Annotated in this window: 19 protein-coding genes; 7 read left to right on the top strand and 12 right to left on the bottom strand. The window is 47.4% G+C overall.

What is annotated here, in order from left to right; translation table 11 throughout:
• On the bottom strand, nt 1–1815 hold the full coding sequence (locus EHO60_RS00965; protein ID WP_135766288.1) for a sodium-dependent transporter: 1815 nt from the start codon (nt 1813–1815) through the stop codon (nt 1–3).
• A 239-nt stretch (nt 1816–2054) separates the two neighbouring features.
• On the opposite strand from EHO60_RS00965, the gene clpB reads away from it, so the two are divergent.
• Nucleotides 2055–4634 (top strand): ATP-dependent chaperone ClpB, encoded by a 2580-nt coding sequence (gene clpB, locus EHO60_RS00960; protein WP_135766287.1) that lies wholly within the window; start codon nt 2055–2057, stop codon nt 4632–4634.
• A gap of 140 nt (nt 4635–4774) precedes the next feature.
• On the opposite strand, the gene EHO60_RS00955 is transcribed toward clpB, so the two are convergent.
• The 4 genes from EHO60_RS00955 to EHO60_RS00940 all read right to left on the bottom strand — a co-directional run bounded on the left by EHO60_RS00955 (nt 4775) and on the right by EHO60_RS00940 (nt 8178).
• On the bottom strand, nt 4775–5182 hold the full coding sequence (locus EHO60_RS00955) for a helix-turn-helix domain-containing protein (RefSeq protein WP_135766508.1): 408 nt from the start codon (nt 5180–5182) through the stop codon (nt 4775–4777).
• Between the two features lie 385 nt (nt 5183–5567).
• Entirely contained in the window at nt 5568–7058 is a 1491-nt protein-coding gene (locus tag EHO60_RS00950; RefSeq protein WP_135766286.1) for an LIC12015 family putative lipoprotein, read from the bottom strand.
• A 40-nt stretch (nt 7059–7098) separates the two neighbouring features.
• A complete protein-coding gene (locus EHO60_RS00945; protein ID WP_135766285.1) occupies nt 7099–7446 on the bottom strand; it encodes a hypothetical protein in 348 nt (115 codons plus the stop codon).
• A 12-nt stretch (nt 7447–7458) separates the two neighbouring features.
• Entirely contained in the window at nt 7459–8178 is a 720-nt protein-coding gene (locus EHO60_RS00940) for a hypothetical protein (protein ID WP_246028082.1), read from the bottom strand.
• Nucleotides 8179–8224: 46 nt separating this feature from the next.
• Here EHO60_RS00940 and EHO60_RS00935 point away from each other — a divergent pair, with 46 nt between their 5' ends.
• Entirely contained in the window at nt 8225–8575 is a 351-nt protein-coding gene (locus EHO60_RS00935) for an STAS domain-containing protein (protein WP_135766284.1), read from the top strand.
• A 22-nt stretch (nt 8576–8597) separates the two neighbouring features.
• On the top strand, nt 8598–9341 hold the full coding sequence (locus tag EHO60_RS00930; protein WP_425460261.1) for a diacylglycerol/polyprenol kinase family protein: 744 nt from the start codon (nt 8598–8600) through the stop codon (nt 9339–9341).
• A gap of 31 nt (nt 9342–9372) precedes the next feature.
• Here EHO60_RS00930 and lcpA read toward each other — a convergent pair whose 3' ends face one another.
• From lcpA to eno, 7 genes are read right to left on the bottom strand one after another with little or no spacing between them, the layout of a single operon-like run.
• The gene (gene lcpA, locus EHO60_RS00925; RefSeq protein WP_135766282.1) at nt 9373–9945 is read right to left on the bottom strand and encodes a complement regulator-acquiring protein LcpA; all 573 of its coding nucleotides are present in this window, start codon (nt 9943–9945) and stop codon (nt 9373–9375) included.
• Nucleotides 9920–10462: a DUF4416 family protein gene (locus EHO60_RS00920; protein WP_135766281.1), complete on the bottom strand. Its 543-nt coding sequence runs from the start codon at nt 10460–10462 to the stop codon at nt 9920–9922. Before EHO60_RS00920 ends, lcpA begins: the two co-directional genes overlap by 26 nt.
• 56 nt (nt 10463–10518) lie before the next feature.
• Nucleotides 10519–11520 carry a YheT family hydrolase gene (locus tag EHO60_RS00915; RefSeq protein WP_135766280.1) on the bottom strand — a complete coding sequence of 334 codons (1002 nt, stop codon included), beginning with the start codon at nt 11518–11520 and terminating at the stop codon, nt 10519–10521.
• 10 nt (nt 11521–11530) lie between these two features.
• Nucleotides 11531–11884, bottom strand: coding sequence for a hypothetical protein (locus EHO60_RS00910; RefSeq protein WP_135766279.1), 354 nt, complete (start codon nt 11882–11884; stop codon nt 11531–11533).
• 11 nt (nt 11885–11895) lie between these two features.
• Complete coding sequence (locus EHO60_RS00905; RefSeq protein WP_135766278.1) at nt 11896–12501, bottom strand: ClpP family protease; 606 nt, start codon at nt 12499–12501, stop codon at nt 11896–11898.
• 10 nt (nt 12502–12511) lie between these two features.
• Nucleotides 12512–12973, bottom strand: coding sequence for an FtsB family cell division protein (locus EHO60_RS00900; RefSeq protein WP_167880120.1), 462 nt, complete (start codon nt 12971–12973; stop codon nt 12512–12514).
• A 4-nt stretch (nt 12974–12977) separates the two neighbouring features.
• Entirely contained in the window at nt 12978–14276 is a 1299-nt protein-coding gene (gene eno, locus EHO60_RS00895; RefSeq protein WP_135766277.1) for a phosphopyruvate hydratase, read from the bottom strand.
• A gap of 110 nt (nt 14277–14386) precedes the next feature.
• Here eno and EHO60_RS00890 point away from each other — a divergent pair, with 110 nt between their 5' ends.
• The 4 genes from EHO60_RS00890 to EHO60_RS00875 all read left to right on the top strand — a co-directional run bounded on the left by EHO60_RS00890 (nt 14387) and on the right by EHO60_RS00875 (nt 18929).
• Nucleotides 14387–15487, top strand: a complete 1101-nt coding sequence (locus EHO60_RS00890; RefSeq protein WP_135766276.1) for a UDP-3-O-acyl-N-acetylglucosamine deacetylase — start codon at nt 14387–14389, stop codon at nt 15485–15487.
• 127 nt (nt 15488–15614) lie between these two features.
• Entirely contained in the window at nt 15615–16010 is a 396-nt protein-coding gene (locus EHO60_RS00885) for a TIGR04452 family lipoprotein (protein ID WP_425460254.1), read from the top strand.
• Between the two features lie 145 nt (nt 16011–16155).
• Nucleotides 16156–17958, top strand: coding sequence for a translation elongation factor 4 (gene lepA / locus EHO60_RS00880; RefSeq protein WP_135766505.1), 1803 nt, complete (start codon nt 16156–16158; stop codon nt 17956–17958).
• A 2-nt stretch (nt 17959–17960) separates the two neighbouring features.
• Entirely contained in the window at nt 17961–18929 is a 969-nt protein-coding gene (locus EHO60_RS00875; RefSeq protein WP_210409300.1) for a 1-aminocyclopropane-1-carboxylate deaminase, read from the top strand.
• Nucleotides 18930–18968: the final 39 nt, after the last annotated feature.

Genomic DNA, 18968 nt, shown 5'->3' with positions numbered 1-18968 from the left:
TTACTGTTCCCTTGTTTGGAACAACTTTATGATACAGTATGCCGAAAGTAGAATGACTAGACCGAGAGAAAGACCCATGGTCAGAATTCCTTCCCAACTCAATTCCGTTACCGGAAAGGAAAGGGGGGAGGAATTCCCTCCGTTATGATACGGAAAGAAATTGTACGCGATCACTAGAATTAGACCGAACCCGCCCAAGACAGCGGGTAAAACGTATCTTTCCCCGCCTTGTTTTTTGATGACCGCCTCTTCTTTTCCTTTCAGACTGATATGTACCAAAAAATAAAAAAAAGCGAATACACAAAGAATCGTCAAAAACACGAACCGGGAAACGAGAGCCTGCAATTTGGCTTCCTCAGGAGACGTTCCTGGCGGGGCGTGAGCTACCATCCAATCCACGCTCATTTTGTTGACATAGGATTCGAGATTTTGGTACAAAAAGACTCCGAAGATTAGGAGCAAAAACGTAGGAGTCACGTATTTGATGATCCACCAAAAAGAATGGGGAAGTTTGATATGGGAGCCTCGGTACCCTTCTTCCAAACCCTGCTTCGCTCCTATGATCCAGCCGAAGATCAGGATCTGTATCGTAGCAAGGATGTAGATCAACACGGTTCCGATCCAGAAATCCGCTTGGTCTAGAGCGTTAAAATCCTTATTGAAATACAGGATGGGAAAGGAAAGGGAAAAGCTAAGTAAGAAAAGGAGAAAACTGGAGGTACGTCGGCGCAGGTGAAAGGACTCTTCCAAAAATACGGTCCAAGGTTGGAGCATGGTCACCGAAGAGGTCAGGGCCGCCAAGAAAAGAACGAAGAACCAAAGCGCTCCGAAAAATTGTCCTCCCGGCATGAGAGCAAAGACAGAGGGGAGGGCGATAAAACCCATCCCGAACGTACCGAAGGAGGTTACCGTAGCGCCTAAGAACAGGAAGGCGACCGGAATGGTGATCATTCCACCGAAGGCGACTTCTACGAATTCGTTTAAAGAAGCTGCGGAAAGTGAAGAGAGAACTACGTCGTTTTCCTTTTTCAAATAACTGGAAAAGACGAGAGCGATCCCGAATCCTGCGGAAAGGGTAAAAAAGATCTGTCCCGCCGCGGAGATCCATACCTTTGCTTCTCCTAAGGACTTCCAGTCAGGATTCCACATTTTTCCGAGACCGATCTGGATTCCGTCCAGAGTCAGTACGCGGACCAGGACGATTCCGGAACAGATTAACATCAGAGGTACCGCGATCTTGGCAAAGACTTCGATTCCTTTCGAAATGCCCCGGAAGACCAGGATGAAGTTCATCAAAAAGCAGGCCAGAGTTGCGTAGAAGATTTTTCCGGCGATGGCAGCTCCGTTTTCCTTGGCACCTACGAGATTCCGGAAATGTTCCGTAGCGGTGGAAATGACTTCCGATCTGTCCGATCCTTGGGCGGTCAAATGGATCTGGCCCGTCAGAAAGTCGAATGCGTACGCCAAACACCAGGCTTCCACAAAAACATAATAGATATAGATCAATAACGGAATGGTGATCCCGATGGCGCCCACTAAGCGAAGAGGAATTCCGGAAAGATAAGAGCGAAATAGATTCGGCGCGCTATGGCCTTGTTCCCCGCCCATTCGTCCCATGACCCATTCCGTGATGCAGACCGGAATTCCGACGAGGATAAAGCTGATGATGTACGGGAGCAAAAACGCCCCGCCTCCGTTCTGGACGGCTTGTCCCGGAAAGCGAAGGAAATTCCCTAAACCGATGGCTCCCGAGGCTACGGTTAAAATCAATCCAGTGCGAGATTTCCAACTCTCCTTAGGAGGTTCATTCGACATTCTTCTTTTCCGCCGGGGTCCCGGTCAGAAATCTGCCAGGAAAGTGAGATGAACCATAATCGCATAAAAGGAAGGAGATTTGTCAAAAGGATTTCCGATCCCGGAACGGAAAAAGACGGGACATAAAAAGGAAAAAAAGTCTCTGACTAACTGGCAGAAAAATGAGACTTTTTCGGGGTGGAGGGGGTCTAAATGGTGCTTGAGTCGGAGGCCGACTGAGAAGCGATTAGGAAGAAAAAATGAAATTGGACAAGATCACTGTAAAGCTGAACGAGGCGCTTTCGGAAGCGCAATCTTCCGCGGAGAGATTTCGCCATCCAGAAATCAAAGAGGAACATATCCTCTCGGCACTCTTTTCCCAAGGAGACGGATTTGCCCCACCTTTGTTCTCTCGGTTGGGATTGCCCTTAGAGGAATTTCGTAGAAGGACGGATGCCTTCCTGCAAAAACTTCCCAAGGTAGAAGGCGCAACGGAGCGGGGATTTTCCCGGGAGGCGATTTCTTTGCTCCAAAATTCGGACTCTCTCCGCAAAGAGATGAAGGACGATTATTTGAGCACGGATCACCTTCTTCTCTCCTTCTTAAAATCCGGAGTTTCCCCTCTGCGCTTGGAATTCCAAACGCTGGGATTGGATTACGCAAAATTACTCAAGGTCGTTTTAGACTTAAGAAAAGGACAACCTATCATGGACGATTCACCCGAAAACAAGGCGGATGCGCTGAATAAGTATGCGAAAAATTTAAATGAGCTGGCAAAGAAAGGCAAGCTGGATCCTGTCATCGGAAGGGACGAGGAGATCCGTCGTACCATTCAGGTTTTGACTCGAAGGACCAAAAACAATCCGGTCCTGATCGGAGAACCTGGAGTGGGAAAGACTGCCATAGTGGAAGGACTCGCTAACAAAATTATCCAAGGAGAGGTCCCGGAAGGAATCAAGAATAAGATTCTCTACGCTCTGGACTTGGGCGCCATGATTGCCGGGGCGAAATATAGGGGAGAGTTCGAAGAGAGACTGAAGGCCACTTTGGACGAAGTGAAACAGAGCGAAGGGAATATCATTCTTTTCATAGATGAAATTCACACTCTTGTGGGGGCGGGAGCCACCGAAGGGGCGATGGACGCTTCCAACATGTTGAAACCGATGTTGGCTCGAGGAGAACTCCGTTGTATCGGGGCCACGACGCTGAAGGAGTACCAAAAATACATCGAAAAAGACGCGGCGCTGGAAAGGCGTTTCCAACCCGTTCTGGTCAAGGAGCCTAGCGTGGAGGAAACGGTAACCATCCTGAGGGGGTTGAAGGACAGGTACGAATTGCATCATGGAATTAAGATCCTGGATTCCGCTTTGGTCGCCGCCGCTACGCTTTCCAATCGGTACATCGCTGACCGTTTTTTACCGGATAAGGCGGTGGATCTCATCGATGAAGCGAGCTCTAAAATGCGGATCGAGATGGATTCCATGCCGGAGGAATTGGATCGACTGAGTAAAAAGATCCAATCCTTGAAAATAGAGAGGGAAGCCTTGAAGAGGGAAACGGATCCCGCCTCGAAACAGAGGACCCAAAATCTGGTCCAAGAGTTGGCGGAGCAGGAGGAAACTTTTCGAATCTTAAAAGCTCGCTGGGATCTGGAAAAATCCAAGATTTCCAAGATCAAGGAGATCAAGGAACAAATCGATCATTTCAAATTGTTGGAAGCGGAGGCGGAGCGTAGAGGGGAAATCAATCGGGTCGCAGAGATCCGTTATGGCAAGCAGGTGGAATTGTCCAAGCAGATGGAAAAGGCCAACGAAGAACTAAGGAAGATTTCTGGAGACAGTCGCCTGCTCAAAGAGGAGGTAGACGAAGAGGACATCGCGAATATCGTTTCCAGATGGACCGGTATCCCCGTTTCCAAAATGCTTCAGGGAGAAAAGGCGAAACTCCTTCAAATGGAGGAATTTTTAACCGCAAAGGTGATCGGACAGGATCATGCGATCTCTCTTTTGTCCGAAGCCATACGCAGGTCTCGGGCGGGAATCTCCGATCCTCATCGTCCCATTGGAACCTTTCTGTTCTTGGGGCCTACGGGAGTGGGAAAAACCGAGACGGCCAAAGCGCTTTCGGAATTTCTATTCGACGATGTGAATGCGATGTTACGGATCGATATGAGCGAGTATATGGAAGCACATTCCGTAGCGCGACTAATCGGAGCTCCCCCGGGTTATATCGGGCACGACGAAGGGGGACAATTGACGGAAGCCGTTCGTAGAAGACCCTATTCCGTGATTCTCTTCGACGAAGTGGAAAAGGCTCACCCGGAGGTGTTCAACGTATTCCTCCAAATTCTGGACGAAGGTAGGTTGACCGATAGCAAAGGCCGGAGCGTGGATTTCAAGAATACGGTGATCATTCTCACCTCCAATCTAGGTTCGGACATCCTGTCTTCCTACGAATACAGCGCGGAGGAAAAAGAGAGATTGGTGGACGAAAGGCTGAAACGGCATTTTAAACCGGAGTTCCTGAACCGTCTGGATGAAGTGATCCTATTCAAATCCGTGGACCAGTCGATGATTTCCAAAATCTCCGAATTGCAATTAGACCTTATGGCCAAGAAAGCAAAGGAAAGCGGGCTTGTGGTGGAATACACGACAGCGCTCCGAAAATACGTGGCGGATGCGGGTTTCGATCCGGAATACGGTGCAAGACCTCTCAAGAGATTGATCCAAAGAGAGGTCGGAAACGCCTTGAGTTCCTACATCCTAAAAGGGGATTTCGAAGCCGGCCAAAAAATACGAGTGGATTCCAACGGGGGAAAGGTAGAAGTGAAGAAAGCTTAAAAACTAGACCGAGCTTTCGATTCTAAAATAAAAAACCCCGGTGAAAAGGCCGGGGTTGCCGCTCGATTTTGTCAAAAGGGGAAAGGACAAAGCGTAAACGGATTTCTCTACGGGAGGCAAACGCCTCCCGTTCGGAAATATCAGAATTCTACTTTATGCAGAAATAGTTCTTCCTTTTTCATTTTTAAGACCTTAGAGGCCATGTTTTTGAATTCCTCTGGAGGCTCTAGTAAACCTAATTCCACTTTGGAAAGAAAGGGAGTCGAAACCTTTAATTTCTTTGCCATATCGTATTGTTTGATTCCCAACTCTCTGCGTTTTGCCCAGAGTTTGTTGGTGAGACCTTGGCTGAATTCGGGATAAACGTCTTCGACCGGGTTCTCGTTGAATAATTTCTCAAGTGTGGTTTTCAAATATTTTGCGCAAGCTTGTCTGAATTTCTCAGTGGGTGCCTGGCTTCCCGTTTCGATCTTGGAGAGGTAGCTAGGGGAAACTCCCAAAGCCCTTGCCATATCGTATTGTTTGATACCCCGTTTTTTGCGGAGCATGTAGATGTGGTTATTCATCTTTTTCCCCTCTTTATTACCGTTTTATCCATGTCCTATCTAGGCTCAAGAATAAATTTCCAGTACGCTAACTTAGAACCTTTAGGATACAATTTTTTTCCAATTTTAAGAAATTCTCAATAAAAAAGAAGGAGCTTGGCACAAACGACCTAGGTATGGCAGGAAATCGATCGATTTTAAAAGGTTCCCTCCGAGGTCCCGTTCCTATACGGAAAGGAGGTTTGGAATTAAACCGCAAGGGTTAGGAAGAAAGTAAGACGAAATAGCTAAGTCGACCTAGGTTCGATCGGAAGAAGAAACACAAAATGAAAAACCCCGGCAAAGAGCCGGGGTTCGGAACGTTTTCGAATCTTTGTAGCAAATCGTATTAGATTCGTCCGGGCTTCAGTTGCTCCGTAGCTACGGTTAATTGGTATTCGGTTTTTAACTTTCCGATGAATTCCTGAGCAAGACTTTGTTTTTTGGATTCCAACAATTCCTGGTGGATCTTTTCCCGAACCTCCGCAAACGGAACGGGAATTCTTTCCTTCTGGTTATTCGGATTCGGTTTGGAATACGCGAACATCTTACCAGCTTCGTAAGTGCTTCTTACTTCCGCTTCTCCCACTTCGATTTTAGGAGGAAAGACTTTCTTCATAAAAAGAGGAAGCACCAGGAATCGTTTTTGGATCGGAAAGAGTTCTTTGAACTCTTGAGATTCTCGAATTGCGCGGATCATTTCAGAGCGTTCTCCGATTTTCAAAGGAAGATAGCGCGAGGAGTAGAAATTGATCACTATCGATTTTTCATCTTTCCCCGCGATCGGATCCGCTCCGCTCGTGGCCGCAAAATCTTTAAAATTTTCTAATACTTCTTTGTATTTGACCGATGCTCCCGTCTTTTTGTCGGAGAGCAGTACGGTCTCGGGTCCGAGAGTAGGAATGCTCGCCTGCGAGATTTGAGCCGGTTCCCAGCCGGATTCCTCCATTACCTTGTCTATGCTCTTTTTCCAGCCTTCGGCCAGGAACTTATTTTTGTAATAGTCGGCGTACTGACCGGCTATGTCTTCCACACGAAGTTCCGAATAGAATTTCGCATTCTTCTTATCTTCTTCCGTTAAATTAGGATTCTGTAAATAATCCTTTGCGACGTCTCTTTGTTTGGCCAATTCCGTTTTGAACAGTTTGTCCAAACGAGCCAGGTAGATATTCTCCACTCTTTCTGCTCGCAGAACATAGACTTTTCCCGCGCTTTCTTCCAAGATCCACTTTCCCTTATTTTCGGCGGCTCGGGAAAGAATCGCGGATAGAGGATCGTTTCCACAGTCCAAACAGACGGGTTCCAAGACTCCGCCTACGGCTTTTCTCTGGGGTTCTTCCGTATGTTCGGAGACGAACTTGGCGGTCTCCTTCTTGGAGGATAACTTGGAAAGTTGAGAGAGTAGTTCTTCCCCTTTTTGTTTCGGAGTTTTTCCGGAGGCGTCCGGAGTCGCGACGAGAAGTACGCGTATGAAAGCCATTCTGACTTTTCCGTCTTTCGCGATTCCATCCTCGAATTTTTTACGGAATAAGGAAAACGCAAATTGGGGTTCGGAATATTTCAGATACTTTTCCATATCCTGATCGGAAACTAAATGGTGGTCCTTATTATAAAGTTCCGCCATTTTGAGGAGGCTCAGCTCTTCCAGGATCTTGTTTTGGTTTTCCACCGAAGCATTGGTCTCATCTATTTTACGGCCTTTTAAACTGTAAAAGTAATGGGTTCTAAGCTCTTTACGGGTGACCGTACCTCCTTTAAAGGAAGCCAGTACGTCGGAATCTAATTTGCAATCCGCAAATAGGATTCCGAAGAGAGAGAGTACGATGATTTTTTTACTCATGTTTCTTTGATTACCTGATTTTTTCGGAAGTTTGATGGGATTAGTATTTATGAACGGTCTTTCGGGCAGGTTGCTGGCGCTTTCCTTGTATTTCAACGGATATTTCACGGGTCAGACGTTTTTCGTTGTCTTGGTACAAACCCTCAGCGGCTCTTGCTCCTGAGGAAGAGGAAGGAAGGTTCCATCCGCTCGGGATTTCTTTCGTAGAAAGAGAAAGAAGTTCGTCCCTTTGTGAACTGAGCTTTTGCATCTCGGCTCCGATGGACTCTTTTAAAGACTCCGAGTAGTCCCGGTCCGTAGCGATCCGGTCCTTGATTTTTCCCAATTCGGTCAGATCTCTTTCGATCTCTTCCGTTTTTCTGAGAAGGTGAGCGATTTTAATTTTCATACGAACGCCTGCTTATCCGGACGATTCCTCCCTTTCGGATTCTTTCTCCCTATCCCGTTCTTGCAAGTAGGAAAAAAACAACCCCAAGGAATAGCCCGGAAATTCGGGGCCCGGATGGGATGCGGAAACGGCCAAAAAGGAGAACAGGAAGAGTATTTTTTCGAGGAGAGCCTCCTTCCCGTAAAATAGAAGGAGTCCCATACCGGAACAGATCAGAATCGATTTGCTAAAGGAAGGTTCCGTAGGCAAGGAAGGGTTCCCCCCGTACAAATGAATCGCGGTGAGGGAGAGAAGAGAGAGAAGCAAAAGGATCCGTATTTTTTTGCCGAATCCCTTTTTTAAGAATAGTAGGGCTAAGGCAGGAGAGAGGAAGGCGGAAAATTCCTCCCTGGAGTAGGAAAAAATGAGTCCGCAGGCGAATAGAAGCGCGAGGATTCCTTCCTCCGGTACGGATTTGTAATTTCCTTCGGATCGCAGCGATTCCCTGTAGGAAAGGATTCCGGCTAGGCTGATAGAAATTAAGTCCAGAATGTCTTCCGGAGAAGATCCGTCCCAGAGGGAAAGGAGGCAGAGTAGGGTCGGAAATGTCAGAAAAACGGGGGGAAATTTCCGCATGCTTTCGCGGAAATTTAGGGATGTAGCTAAGGTAAGGCCTAGGACCAAGGTTCCGGAAAACGGAAAATCGTACGTTTTGAAAAAGAGAAAGGCGGAAACGAATAACAGAAAAACCATTTGTATCTTTTGGGAAAATTCCGTATCCTGACCAATCGGAGAAACTATGATCCTGAACGAGATATTGATCTCGACGGAAAAGATAGACAACGTTCAGGTTCTGAAGTTGCAAGGTTCTATCAACTCCTTTACGGAGAAAAAATTTCGGGAAGTTCTTTCCGTTGCCGTTCGCCAAGGACCGGTGATTATGGATTTGGAAGACGTGCATCTGATCTCTTCCAAGGGCGTGCAGGCGCTGAAAGAAGTGTATCAGGTCAGTTTCGGCCATAAGAACAAGCTCGTATTGGTGAATATCTCGAAACCGATTTCGAACGTTTTCAAAATGGCGGGCTTGAACGGTTTCTTCCTGATCGCCGGCGACGAAGAGGCGGCCTTAAAAATGGCCTCCAAACGATAAACTAGGAATTAGAAAATTGGAAATTACGCGACCCGCATCCTTCAATTACTTCCGAAAGGCCTGGCATTTGCTCGGGCTTTTGATTCCGGTCTGCTATTATATGGACGTTTTCCAAGGAGCTTTCGGTATGCAGCACGCGACTTGGGTGCTCATCACCGTCATCCTATTCGTCTGTCTTGTATTGTTGGTGGTTCTGGAGTATTCCCGCTTTCACGTTCAAGCGGTCCAAAACCTTTTCGTGAAGGTAGCGGGTCCCTTATTGAAAGAGGAGGAAAAATACAGGATCAACGGAACCTTTCCGTATTTTCTTTCCATCCTGTTCGTCGTACTTTTCTTTCCCCCCGACATAACGATCTTATCCATGCTGTTTCTCGTGATCGGAGATCCTATGGCTGCATGGGTAGGGGTGCACTTCGGCAAAAACCGATTCTCGAACGGAAAATCCAAGGAAGGGATTCTCGCCTTTATCCTTTCCACTTTAGTCGTCGGTCTTTGGTTTTTGTACCTGGTCCAGGCGCAGCCTAAGATACTCGGAATCTATCATTTCGGTTCCGGTTCCTTGGGAGAAAATCTGATTTTGATCCTTCCCGCCATCATTTCGGCCGCAGTTACCGAATTGTATAGCGGGACGTATTGGAACGGGCTGATCGACGATAATCTTCTAATACCCGTAGTTTCCGCGCTCGTTCTGGGAGTCGTGGCCTATTTGGTTTTAGGCATTCATGCGGATCGGATTTTTTTGAACCCTTTGCAGATGATCTATTGATTTTTTCGTTTCGGATCGAATCTCGTTCCGGTTATTTCGTTTCGGGTGGAAGCACGTTATAAACGAAATCGATCCTGGTCTTAAGAGCGCCGGAGAAAAGTGCGGAGGACCAACTGAATTCCAGGTCCGCAGGAAACAAACCGGATTCGTAAGGGTATTGCTTCAGTCGATTTTCCTTTTTTAGTTTTTCCTTAATCATGGATCCGAGATAGTTGAAGGATCCTATCCAGTTCTCGCCGATTTCCAAGCCTTCCATTTTGCCCCGTTCCCCCGCGAAATCGTACATGGCAAAATAGGATTCTTTCAGACGTTTCCTTTCCTCCGGTGTGAAGTTCCGATTTGCGCGGATCACGAAACCGGGAGTCTCCCTTGCATGAAAGTACAGGTAATTCGCCAAGTCTTCCCATGTCTGAGGTCTTTTGTTATTGGGAATCTTCACTTGGTATTTCTTATTTTTTGCGACGGGTTCCTCGCAGTTCCCGTTTCTCGTAAAGTAATCGCAAAGTTCCACGGAACCGATCTGAAGAGCAGTAGGTTCGCAAGCGCCAAGAATGGCAGCAAAGAGGAGGATAAAAGGATTAACGCTTTTCGAGGGATAAAACATAGGATTCTCTCAGATTTGTAAAAAAGTACAGTACTTCCGGTGACTTAAAGAAATTCGGAGCCGAGGGTTGGCAAACCCATTTCTGACCCTGGTACGTATAAACGATTTCGGCAAAGACTCCGTGGAAGAGATACACTCTATGGAGGTCCTCTTCTACGGAAGCTAGTACGAGATTGTAGGGGGTAAGATACCCCGGAAAAATGCGGAAGGACGGATCGGTTTTCCTCAGTCTATCCTGGGTCTTGGAGCATTCCTTTTGCAGACTCGGAAGCTCCTCTCTCGAAATTCTGCGTTTGAACGAAAGGATCCGAGTGTGACGTCCCAAGGGAGAATCCAAAAAGTTCGCGAACTCGTGACTCCACTTCGGGAGCGCTTGGGATTCGTAGAGAGTCTGGGAAAAGATCTCTTCCGCCTTTTCTTTCAGTTTATAATAGCACTCCTCGTCTTCGAAAGAAATCACTAGGAAAAAGGAAGCGGGGAGGGGCTTGCGCTGCTTGACGGTTTGTCTTTGTTTCACTCGGGATGGACTGCTCTGTTCGACAATCGATTTCTTCGGATTGTCCGGAATTCAGGCTATAATTTGGAATCGAAATAATCCAGCAGAATTTTCGTGACCCAATGACCGTCGGGAACCTCCGGGCTGGAATCGGCGACGAACCCCACGTGCCCTCCCTGTTTGGTCAGTAGAACCTTGAGATGTGGAAGCTTTTCCCAAGGCACGGAATCCCATTCGAAGAGGGGAACGACAGGATCGTCCTCCGCATGTACCAGAATCCCGGGATGTCGGATGGAGGCTATGTAATCCTTACAGGAATTTATCTTATAATAATCTAATGCACTCCTGTAGCCGAACGTGGGGGCAGTGATTAAATCGTCGAAATCGAAGAAGGACCGCACGTTCGCTAGATTCGCTCCGATCTCCGGAGCCAATTGCACGACTCCCTCTTTGATTTTGCGGCGGAAGCTGTTCAGAAAATGTTCCCGATAAAATCTTCCCCTGGCGGAATCGATAAACGCGCAGTTTTTGGCCAGATCGAAAGGAGGGGAAACCGCGGAGAAGGCTTTCGCCGGGCGATCCGTTCTTTCTCCGAAAAATTTTAAAATCAGATTGGCGGAAAGAGAAAAGCCGGATACGAAAACCTTGCTGCAGACGGACTCTCGGACATAGTCCAATACGTCTTCCAGGTCCTCCGATTGACCGGCGTAATACGAATGTTTTGCGAAGCCTCTTCCTCTTCCGCAATTTCTAAGGTTCACTCGAACGGTTCCGTATCCTCTATTTAGCGCTCCTTGCGCCAGAGAAACCAGGTAAGGGCTTTCCGAATCTCCTTCCATTCCGTGGAGCATGACTATATACGCACCGTTCCACTTAGGCCCTTTCTTTCCATAGCTGGAAACGGGGGGATTGTGTTCCAACCAAAGGATGTCTTGGGAATCGTCCCGAACCGTAAGAAGGACATCCTCGCAGAAATATTCGGTTCGCAGCCGATTTGCGGGCGGAAAAAAGGTATTGTAGATGGTTTGAGCGTGTTTACCGGAAACGAAGCGCTTTGGTCGAAACGGAGGATGATCCATAAAGAAAACCTTATATTCCGTTTTCCTGAAAGAATTCCTTCCAATCTTCCGATTGGGCCTTGCTTAGGAGATTCTTCTTTTCCAGGTATTTGCGGAAGCGCTTGAGGAAATCCTTCACCTTCTTTTGGATATTAACATCGCCGGGGTGCATGTCGGGTAGGTAAAAATGAAAGAACTCGTCCAGTTCGAAGGAACCTAGGTTGCTCAGGCTCATTTTTTCCCGATCGTCTTCTTCCTCGGCGAATAATAATTCGCAGAATTCCAGGAGCAGGGAAGAGAATGCCTCGTCGCTATCCGAGGCTCGCCCTTGCGGATTTTCCAGAAAGCCTTTTAGGGCGTCTTCGATCCTGCGAGCCTCCGACAAAGAACTCCTCCTTACGAATTCGATTTCGGGAATTCTATTTTAGTGGCGAGGGTGTCCACGATGCCGTATTGGATCGCTTCGTCCGCATCCATATAATAATCCCTGTCCGTATCCTCCTCCAGTTTGGAGACGGGGTGACCGCAAGCATCGGCTAGGATTTGGTTCAACCTTGCTCTGGTTTTGAGGATTTCTTCGGCCTGGATTTTCAGATCCGAAGCGGGGGCTACGATCTGACCTCCGATGGAAGGCTGGTGGATCATCACTTTTCCGTTGGGCCAAATGGAACGTTTGCCCTTGACTCCTGCTGCAAGTAGAACGGATCCCATGGATGCCGCCAATCCCATACAAACGGTGTGTACGGGAGAACTGATCATTTTGATCGTATCATAAATCGTAAGTCCGGAAGTCACGACTCCTCCGGGGCTGTTAATATAAAACGTAATATCTTTTCCGGGGTCCGCCATTTCTAGAAAGAGGAGTTTGCCCACGATATCCTTTGCGGATTCGTCCGTCACAGGTCCCCAAAGAAATATTTTTCTATGGTCGATCAGCTTCCTGGAAATTTTGCTTCCGGTAAGTTCTTCGAAAACTTCCGTAATTTTCTCGGTCTCAGACATTCTGGCTCCCTTAAGCGCTTCGTTGTTCCAGTTTCTTCTTACGCAATTTTCTGAAAACACCAATACATACGAACGCGACAAAGGATACGTAAAAAAAGCGGATCAATTGGATAGGAGGGACGGGCAGATCCTTTCCCGCGCGGAGGGCGATCAAACGAGAGGCCAGAACCGGCCGGTTTTCCGACCTAGGTTCGGCTTCCTTGAATTTGATAATATGGGCATTTTCGGATAAGAGGTAATATCTCCTGGCTTCTCTTTCCAAGGCGACCTTGTCGTCCCGTAACAGTTTTTGCCTTTCTTCCAATTGGCGGTTTTCGTATTCCAACCTTTCCACATCCAGGCGCAGTTCGGAGAGGTTGGTTTCGAGAGTGGACCTCACGACCAGGCCGGATTCTCCCAGGATCGTAAAATAGAAGAGTCCTGAGAGAAAAACCAATCCTAGGAAAAGCCTGTTCGCGAGTTTCGAGCCCATGGGGTTATAGATTATAAAAGGTCTCCCTTCCTTTGTATACCGCAGAATTTCCGAGTTCCTCTTCTATCCTGAGGAGTTCGTTGTATTTTGCGATCCGATCCGTCCGGGACAAGGATCCCGTTTTGATCTGGCCTGCGTTCGTTCCGACCGCGATATGCGAAATCGTAACGTCTTCGGTTTCTCCCGATCTATGACTGATCACATTCGTGTACTTCGCCTTTTTGGCCATGTCGATGGAGGCCAGAGTTTCGGACAAGGATCCGATTTGGTTCACCTTAATCAGGATCGAATTCCCGACTCCGGAGGAAATCCCCTTGGAGAGTTTTTCTATGTTCGTGACGAAGAGATCGTCTCCGACCAATTGGACTTTTTTCCCCAGTTTTTGGCTCAGGATTTTCCAGCTGTCCCAATCGTTTTCGTCCAGACCGTCCTCGATAGTAATGATCGGATACTTCGCGGCAAGATTTGAATAGTATTCCACTAATTCTGCGCCGGTAAATTCCTTATTTCCTTCTCCGCCGAGCACGTATTTTTTCTTGGATTTATCGTAGAATTCGGAAGAGGCAGCGTCCAGGCCCAAAAGGATGTCCTTTTCGGGCTTGTATCCCGCTTTTTCGACGGCTTCTAGAATGACTTCCAACCCTTCCACATTACTGGCGAGGTCCGGAGCGAATCCGCCTTCGTCTCCGACCGCAGTGTTCAGTTTTTTGGATTTGAGTACCGATTTCAGGCTATGGAATATTTCCGCTCCAACCCGAAGGGCTTCCCGAAAACTGGATACTCCTATCGGGAGGATCATGAATTCCTGAAAATCCACGTTGTTGTCGGCGTGAGCACCGCCGTTCAGGATGTTCATCATGGGGACTGGAAGTTCTCTAGCGAAGTTTCCTCCGATATATCTGTACAAAGGGAGGCGGGTATGGGAGGCGGCGGCTTTGGCGACGGCCAAGGAGGTTCCTAAAATAGCGTTGGCGCCTAATTTGGATTTATTCTTGGTTCCGTCTTTGTCCAGCATGAGCGCATCGATCCTATTTTGGTCGAGAGCGTCTTCCCCTAACAACAATTCTTTGATTTTCAAATTCACATGATCTACGGCTTTGAGAACTCCCTTACCGCCGTATCTGGATTTGTCTCCGTCTCTAAGTTCCACCGCTTCGTATTCGCCCGTAGAGGCGCCGGAGGGAACGGCAGCCCTACCGAAAGACCCGTCTTCTAATTTTACATCCACTTCTACCGTCGGATTTCCACGAGAGTCCATGATTTCTCGGGCTGTAATTCCGGAGATTTTGGAAGATTTGAGCATGATAGTTCCTGTAATTCTTTCCCGAAGGATTTTTTCAGAGATTCTTCGCGTTCTGCAAAATAAATCAAGCGGGAAACGGGGAAAAAAGGTTGCTCGCACTTTAGGAGAAGATGCAAACTTTCGCATTAGGGTCCGTCGGAAGGCGGAGCGTTTCCGAAAGATACGGAAGGAGGTTCCCTTTGTCCGATACCGAACTTTCGACGGAATTCGAGATCATCCGCGATTCTTCCAGGTTGGACCGTTTGCGCGAAGCACGGTCGAAGGAGATCCTTTTTTTGCCCGATCATTTTCTAGGAATGCCTCCGGTCTCGAACCGGGATTTTTCCTATACAGTCGAAAGGGAATTTATTCTGGAAGGGAAGGCGACCTTCGAAAACAGGAATAGCCGGGTTACCATTCGTCCGGCAACGGATCCGAAAAGGTCCTCTTTTTCCTGGAAGGGGAACCGATTTCCCTTGCACCCTTCCTATTGTATCAAAGGAAATCATAATATTCAATTGGGAGAAGTGAAGATCATCGAGCATCCTCTGGCGTGGATGTTGGCTTACGGTGTCTATGCGGATCTAGAAACCACCGAGTCGAGTTTTCCGACCTTCGACAACTGCGATCTTCCGTATTCCGACGGTTTAAAGGACAATTTTCGAAAATTGGAAAAGAGGAAACCGATTTTTCCCTCTTCTCCTTTTGCGATGGAATGGGAAAAAGGATATTGTATCTTGGAACCTCCTACGAATTCCAAGGATTCCGACGAGTTGATTTTGGACCACCAGGTTTCTTATCCCGGAACTTCCGTCGGAAATTCGAGAATACAGGTAACGTTCGGTCCGGAAACGTTCTCTTATTTCTGCGATGCTCGAACGACTGCGTTCCGAACCAAACCAGAGGCGGAAAAGTTCCACCAAATCGGTCTGGCCGGAGGTTTGAAGGACTATCCGTTTACTCTGGAGAACGTACTTCTGTTGGACGAGGATAGAATCTATAATTCTAGGGAAAAATTTCAGGATTCGAAAACGGGTAAGAACTTCGAGTTTCTCTGTCACGAGTTGATCGACATTTGCGCTTGGCTCAGGTTCGTCGAAGAAGAATATTCGGGAAGATTTGTGGGAAGGATGACCACGTATTTGTTCGACCATCACAAGCAGATCGACATCTCTCGCTTCGCCTGCGATCCGGAACGTTTGGCGGAATTCGATTTGCAAATTCTCGGATAGATTGTCGCAAGAGAAACGGTAACGACGGTTCTATTCTGAAATCGATTTTGGAACGAAATTCTCGCAGGCGAAATTTATTTCTTATCGGTTTAAAAACAGTTGCAAGCAAAGAGCGAAACGCTCAGAAATGAAAAAAAATCATCTGGATGAATTTGAAATGAGGAAAAAAGCGTTCTTTCTCTCGAATCTTTTCTGTGTGCTTCTCGTAAATTGCGCGGTCTTGGATCCGATCGGTTTCACGTACGATAGGGTCAAAGGAGATGTGGCATCCAATGAAATCCAAAATGCGGCCATTACGACCGACCTTGTCAATTCGGCCATTCTTTCCGGCAAGGCAACCGTCTCTATTCTTTCCGTGATTGCAGGGGATGTTGCCGGAATCGATCCGACGAAGTACTATAAAAAGTCCGTTGTAGACCAATGCGTAAGCGATATCAAAGGATTTAAAGGATACCTGATCGGTTCCACTTTGACGATCGTAACTTCCTGTCAAAAAATCGAAGCGGACGGTTTGATTTACTAAGAATCGATCCAAAAGTCGGGCGGGGGGCATTTTTCCCGTCCGTTCTTCGCCGTCCTTTTTCAATGGCACGGACATGATTCCTCGAAAACTCGGGCATAGAAAACGCTTTTCAGGGAAGGAATTCCCCTGAATTTTGTTTTTAAGCATGTCCGATCCTAAATACATCCGTAATTTCTCCATTATTGCTCATATCGACCACGGAAAATCCACGCTGGCCGACCGACTTTTGGAGATCGGAAGGATCACGGACGATCGAACCAAGAAAGACCAGATTTTGGATTCTATGGATATCGAAAGGGAAAGAGGGATCACGATCAAGGCGAATAACGCTACCTTCAATTACCTTGCCGAAGACGGGCATACGTACACGATGAATTTGATCGATACTCCGGGGCACGTGGATTTTACCTACGAAGTCTCTCGCTCTTTGAAAGCATGCGAAGGGGTACTTTTGATCGTAGACGCGAGTCAGGGGGTGGAAGCCCAAACTCTCGCCAACTTGTATCTTGCTATGGAGCAGGACTTGGCGATCATTCCCGTTATGAATAAGGTGGACTTGCCTGCCGCCGACGTGGAAAGAACCAAGTTGCAAATCGAGGATAGCCTCGGATTGGATGCGGAAAAGGCGGTGGCTATTTCCGCAAAGACCGGGTTGAACGTAAAAGCGGTTTTAGAGGAAATTACGAAGCAGATTCCTGCTCCCACAGGAGATTCGAAAGGACCGCTGAAGGCATTGATCTACGATTCCTATTTCGACCCATATATGGGGGTCGTCATTAAAACCAGAGTATTCGACGGAACCGTAAAAAAAGGGGACCGGATCCTTCTCATGAGCAACCAGAAGGATTTTACAGTGAACGAAGTCGGGATCAAAGGAATCGGACTTCTACCTACGGAAACCCTTTCCACAGGGGAAGTGGGTTATATCATCGCAGGGATCAAAAAGGTTTCGGACGCCAGGTCGGGTGATACCGTAACGCTTTACTCTAATCCTACTCAGGATGCCGTTCCGGGATATAAGGACGCCAAGCCCATGGTCTTTGCGGGTCTCTTCCCGATCGCGGGGGAGCAGTTCGAAGAGTTGGTCGACGCGATCGAAAAGATGAAATTGAACGATGCGGCTTTGGTCTACGAAAAGGAAAGTTCCGCCGCTCTGGGTTTCGGGTTTCGGGTAGGTTATCTCGGCCTTTTGCACATGGAAATCGTGCAGGAAAGATTGGAAAGGGAATTCAATCTGGATCTGATCACGACGGCTCCTTCGGTCAAATACACGATCCATACCAGGAAAGGAGAGGTCTTCGATATAGACAATCCTTCCAAATTTCCCGATCCGATCCATATAGAAACCACGGAAGAGCCTTATGTAAAGGCGTCCATCATCACTCCTATCGAATACGTCGGGAACATCATGTCTCTCGCAATGGATAAGCGCGGGATTCAATTGGATACCGTATATCTTTCCCAGGAAAAGGTCCAGTTGACGTACGAGTTGCCTCTTGCCGAGTTAATATTCGAATTTTATGATAAATTAAAATCTTTGACGCGAGGGTATGCGTCCTTGGATTACGAGCCTTCCGGCTATAAGGCTTCCCAATTGGTCAAAATGGATATATTGGTAAACGGGGAACCTGTGGATGCATTGTCCATGATCGTGCATCGTTCCAAAGCGGAACAGAGAGGGCGGGAGATTATAGAAAAACTGAAGGAACTCATTCCACGTCACCAATTCATGATCCCGATCCAAGCGGCAGTAGGAGGAAAAATCCTGGCCCGCGAAAGTATCTCCGCATTGAGAAAGAACGTAACCGCAAAATGTTACGGTGGAGACATCACCCGTAAGAAGAAACTGTTGGAAAAACAGAAGGAAGGAAAGAAGCGGATGAAGCAGATCGGAAACGTGGAAATCCCTCAGGAAGCCTTCCTTGCCGTCCTAAAAACGGGAGATTAAAATTGGAGGGGAATCGATCCCCTTTCGAGTTCTTCACTCCGATCCAACCTATTTTGAGGGTGGGCGGTTCCGAAATTTTCGTAAAGAGAGAAGACCGGATCTTTTTCTCTCAAGGCACTAAGATTCGAAAACTCAAAGGAATTTACGAATCTTTAAAGTCGATTTCCGATTCCGAAAGTCGATTCCGTGCGGTTCTGCGCGGCAATCTGCATTCTAACGCGATTCTATCCGGAGTTCTTTTTTTTCATTGGATGGGAATTTCGGTCAAGGTGGAGGCGTATTCTCGGAACCCGGAATTGGAGAGTCCGGCATCGATTTTGGCTCGGCGCTTTTCGGAGATTTCCCTTTATTCTAGCAGGAGAGAATGGGAAGAGCAGACAGCCAAAATTCCTGCTTTCGATTTTTCCGGCGGACCGATCGGACGTTCCGGAGGAGAGAAGTTTGGTAAAGAAATTTTGTCGGGCAGCTCGGAAGTTCGCTTGCCGGAATATCTTTTTTGTTCTCCCGCCTTCCATGGACTTTCCTCTCTTTGGGAGGAAATCGATCCGAGGGATTTCGACTGGCTCGTGCTGGATGTCGGCTCCGGATTGACTTGGCTTTCCGCATTAAGATGGAACCAGATTCCAGTCCTGGGAATCAGTTTAGGCTTATCTTTCCCTAGAATGAAAGACTGGATTTTACGAAACACGGAGAACATCGGATTTCCCGATTCGGACCTGCGGTGGTCCTCGTTGTTCGATCCTAGGTCGCAATTCGGGGAAAAATCTTTCGCGTTTCGCAGCGGAAAAAAATGGAAATCCCTAGCGGAGAAGTTTTCCACTAGGACCGGAATCTTTATCGAGCCGGTTTATGCAGCCAAATCCTTATTCGTAATAGAGGAACTGGTCAAAGCAAAAGAATTAAAGGGAAGGATTTTGTATGTGTACCAAGGAGGGATTTTGCAAAGTCTTTCTCTACTAGGGAAAGAATAGAAAGGACGGACAAAGGAAAAATCTACCGGGGCTCTTGTC

It is taken from the genome of Leptospira fletcheri (assembly GCF_004769195.1).
GTDB lineage: Bacteria > Spirochaetota > Leptospiria > Leptospirales > Leptospiraceae > Leptospira_B > Leptospira_B fletcheri.
Note: the sequence above shows the minus strand (reverse complement) of the source record. Positions and strands in the feature narration are given on the sequence as shown.

What these genes read in the sequence shown, in the direction of transcription:
- EHO60_RS00965 (WP_135766288.1), bottom strand. Translation starts at nt 1,815, where the DNA reads ATGTCGAATGAACCTCCTAAGGAGAGTTGGAAATCTCGCACTGGATTG.
- clpB (WP_135766287.1), top strand. Translation starts at nt 2,055, where the DNA reads ATGAAATTGGACAAGATCACTGTAAAGCTGAACGAGGCGCTTTCGGAA.
- EHO60_RS00955 (WP_135766508.1), bottom strand. Translation starts at nt 5,182, where the DNA reads ATGCTCCGCAAAAAACGGGGTATCAAACAATACGATATGGCAAGGGCT.
- EHO60_RS00950 (WP_135766286.1), bottom strand. Translation starts at nt 7,058, where the DNA reads ATGAGTAAAAAAATCATCGTACTCTCTCTCTTCGGAATCCTATTTGCG.
- EHO60_RS00945 (WP_135766285.1), bottom strand. Translation starts at nt 7,446, where the DNA reads ATGAAAATTAAAATCGCTCACCTTCTCAGAAAAACGGAAGAGATCGAA.
- EHO60_RS00940 (WP_246028082.1), bottom strand. Translation starts at nt 8,178, where the DNA reads ATGGTTTTTCTGTTATTCGTTTCCGCCTTTCTCTTTTTCAAAACGTAC.
- EHO60_RS00935 (WP_135766284.1), top strand. Translation starts at nt 8,225, where the DNA reads ATGATCCTGAACGAGATATTGATCTCGACGGAAAAGATAGACAACGTT.
- lcpA (WP_135766282.1), bottom strand. Translation starts at nt 9,945, where the DNA reads ATGTTTTATCCCTCGAAAAGCGTTAATCCTTTTATCCTCCTCTTTGCT.
- EHO60_RS00915 (WP_135766280.1), bottom strand. Translation starts at nt 11,520, where the DNA reads ATGGATCATCCTCCGTTTCGACCAAAGCGCTTCGTTTCCGGTAAACAC.
- EHO60_RS00905 (WP_135766278.1), bottom strand. Translation starts at nt 12,501, where the DNA reads ATGTCTGAGACCGAGAAAATTACGGAAGTTTTCGAAGAACTTACCGGA.
- EHO60_RS00900 (WP_167880120.1), bottom strand. Translation starts at nt 12,973, where the DNA reads ATGGGCTCGAAACTCGCGAACAGGCTTTTCCTAGGATTGGTTTTTCTC.
- eno (WP_135766277.1), bottom strand. Translation starts at nt 14,276, where the DNA reads ATGCTCAAATCTTCCAAAATCTCCGGAATTACAGCCCGAGAAATCATG.
- EHO60_RS00890 (WP_135766276.1), top strand. Translation starts at nt 14,387, where the DNA reads ATGCAAACTTTCGCATTAGGGTCCGTCGGAAGGCGGAGCGTTTCCGAA.
- EHO60_RS00885 (WP_425460254.1), top strand. Translation starts at nt 15,615, where the DNA reads ATGAAAAAAAATCATCTGGATGAATTTGAAATGAGGAAAAAAGCGTTC.
- lepA (WP_135766505.1), top strand. Translation starts at nt 16,156, where the DNA reads ATGTCCGATCCTAAATACATCCGTAATTTCTCCATTATTGCTCATATC.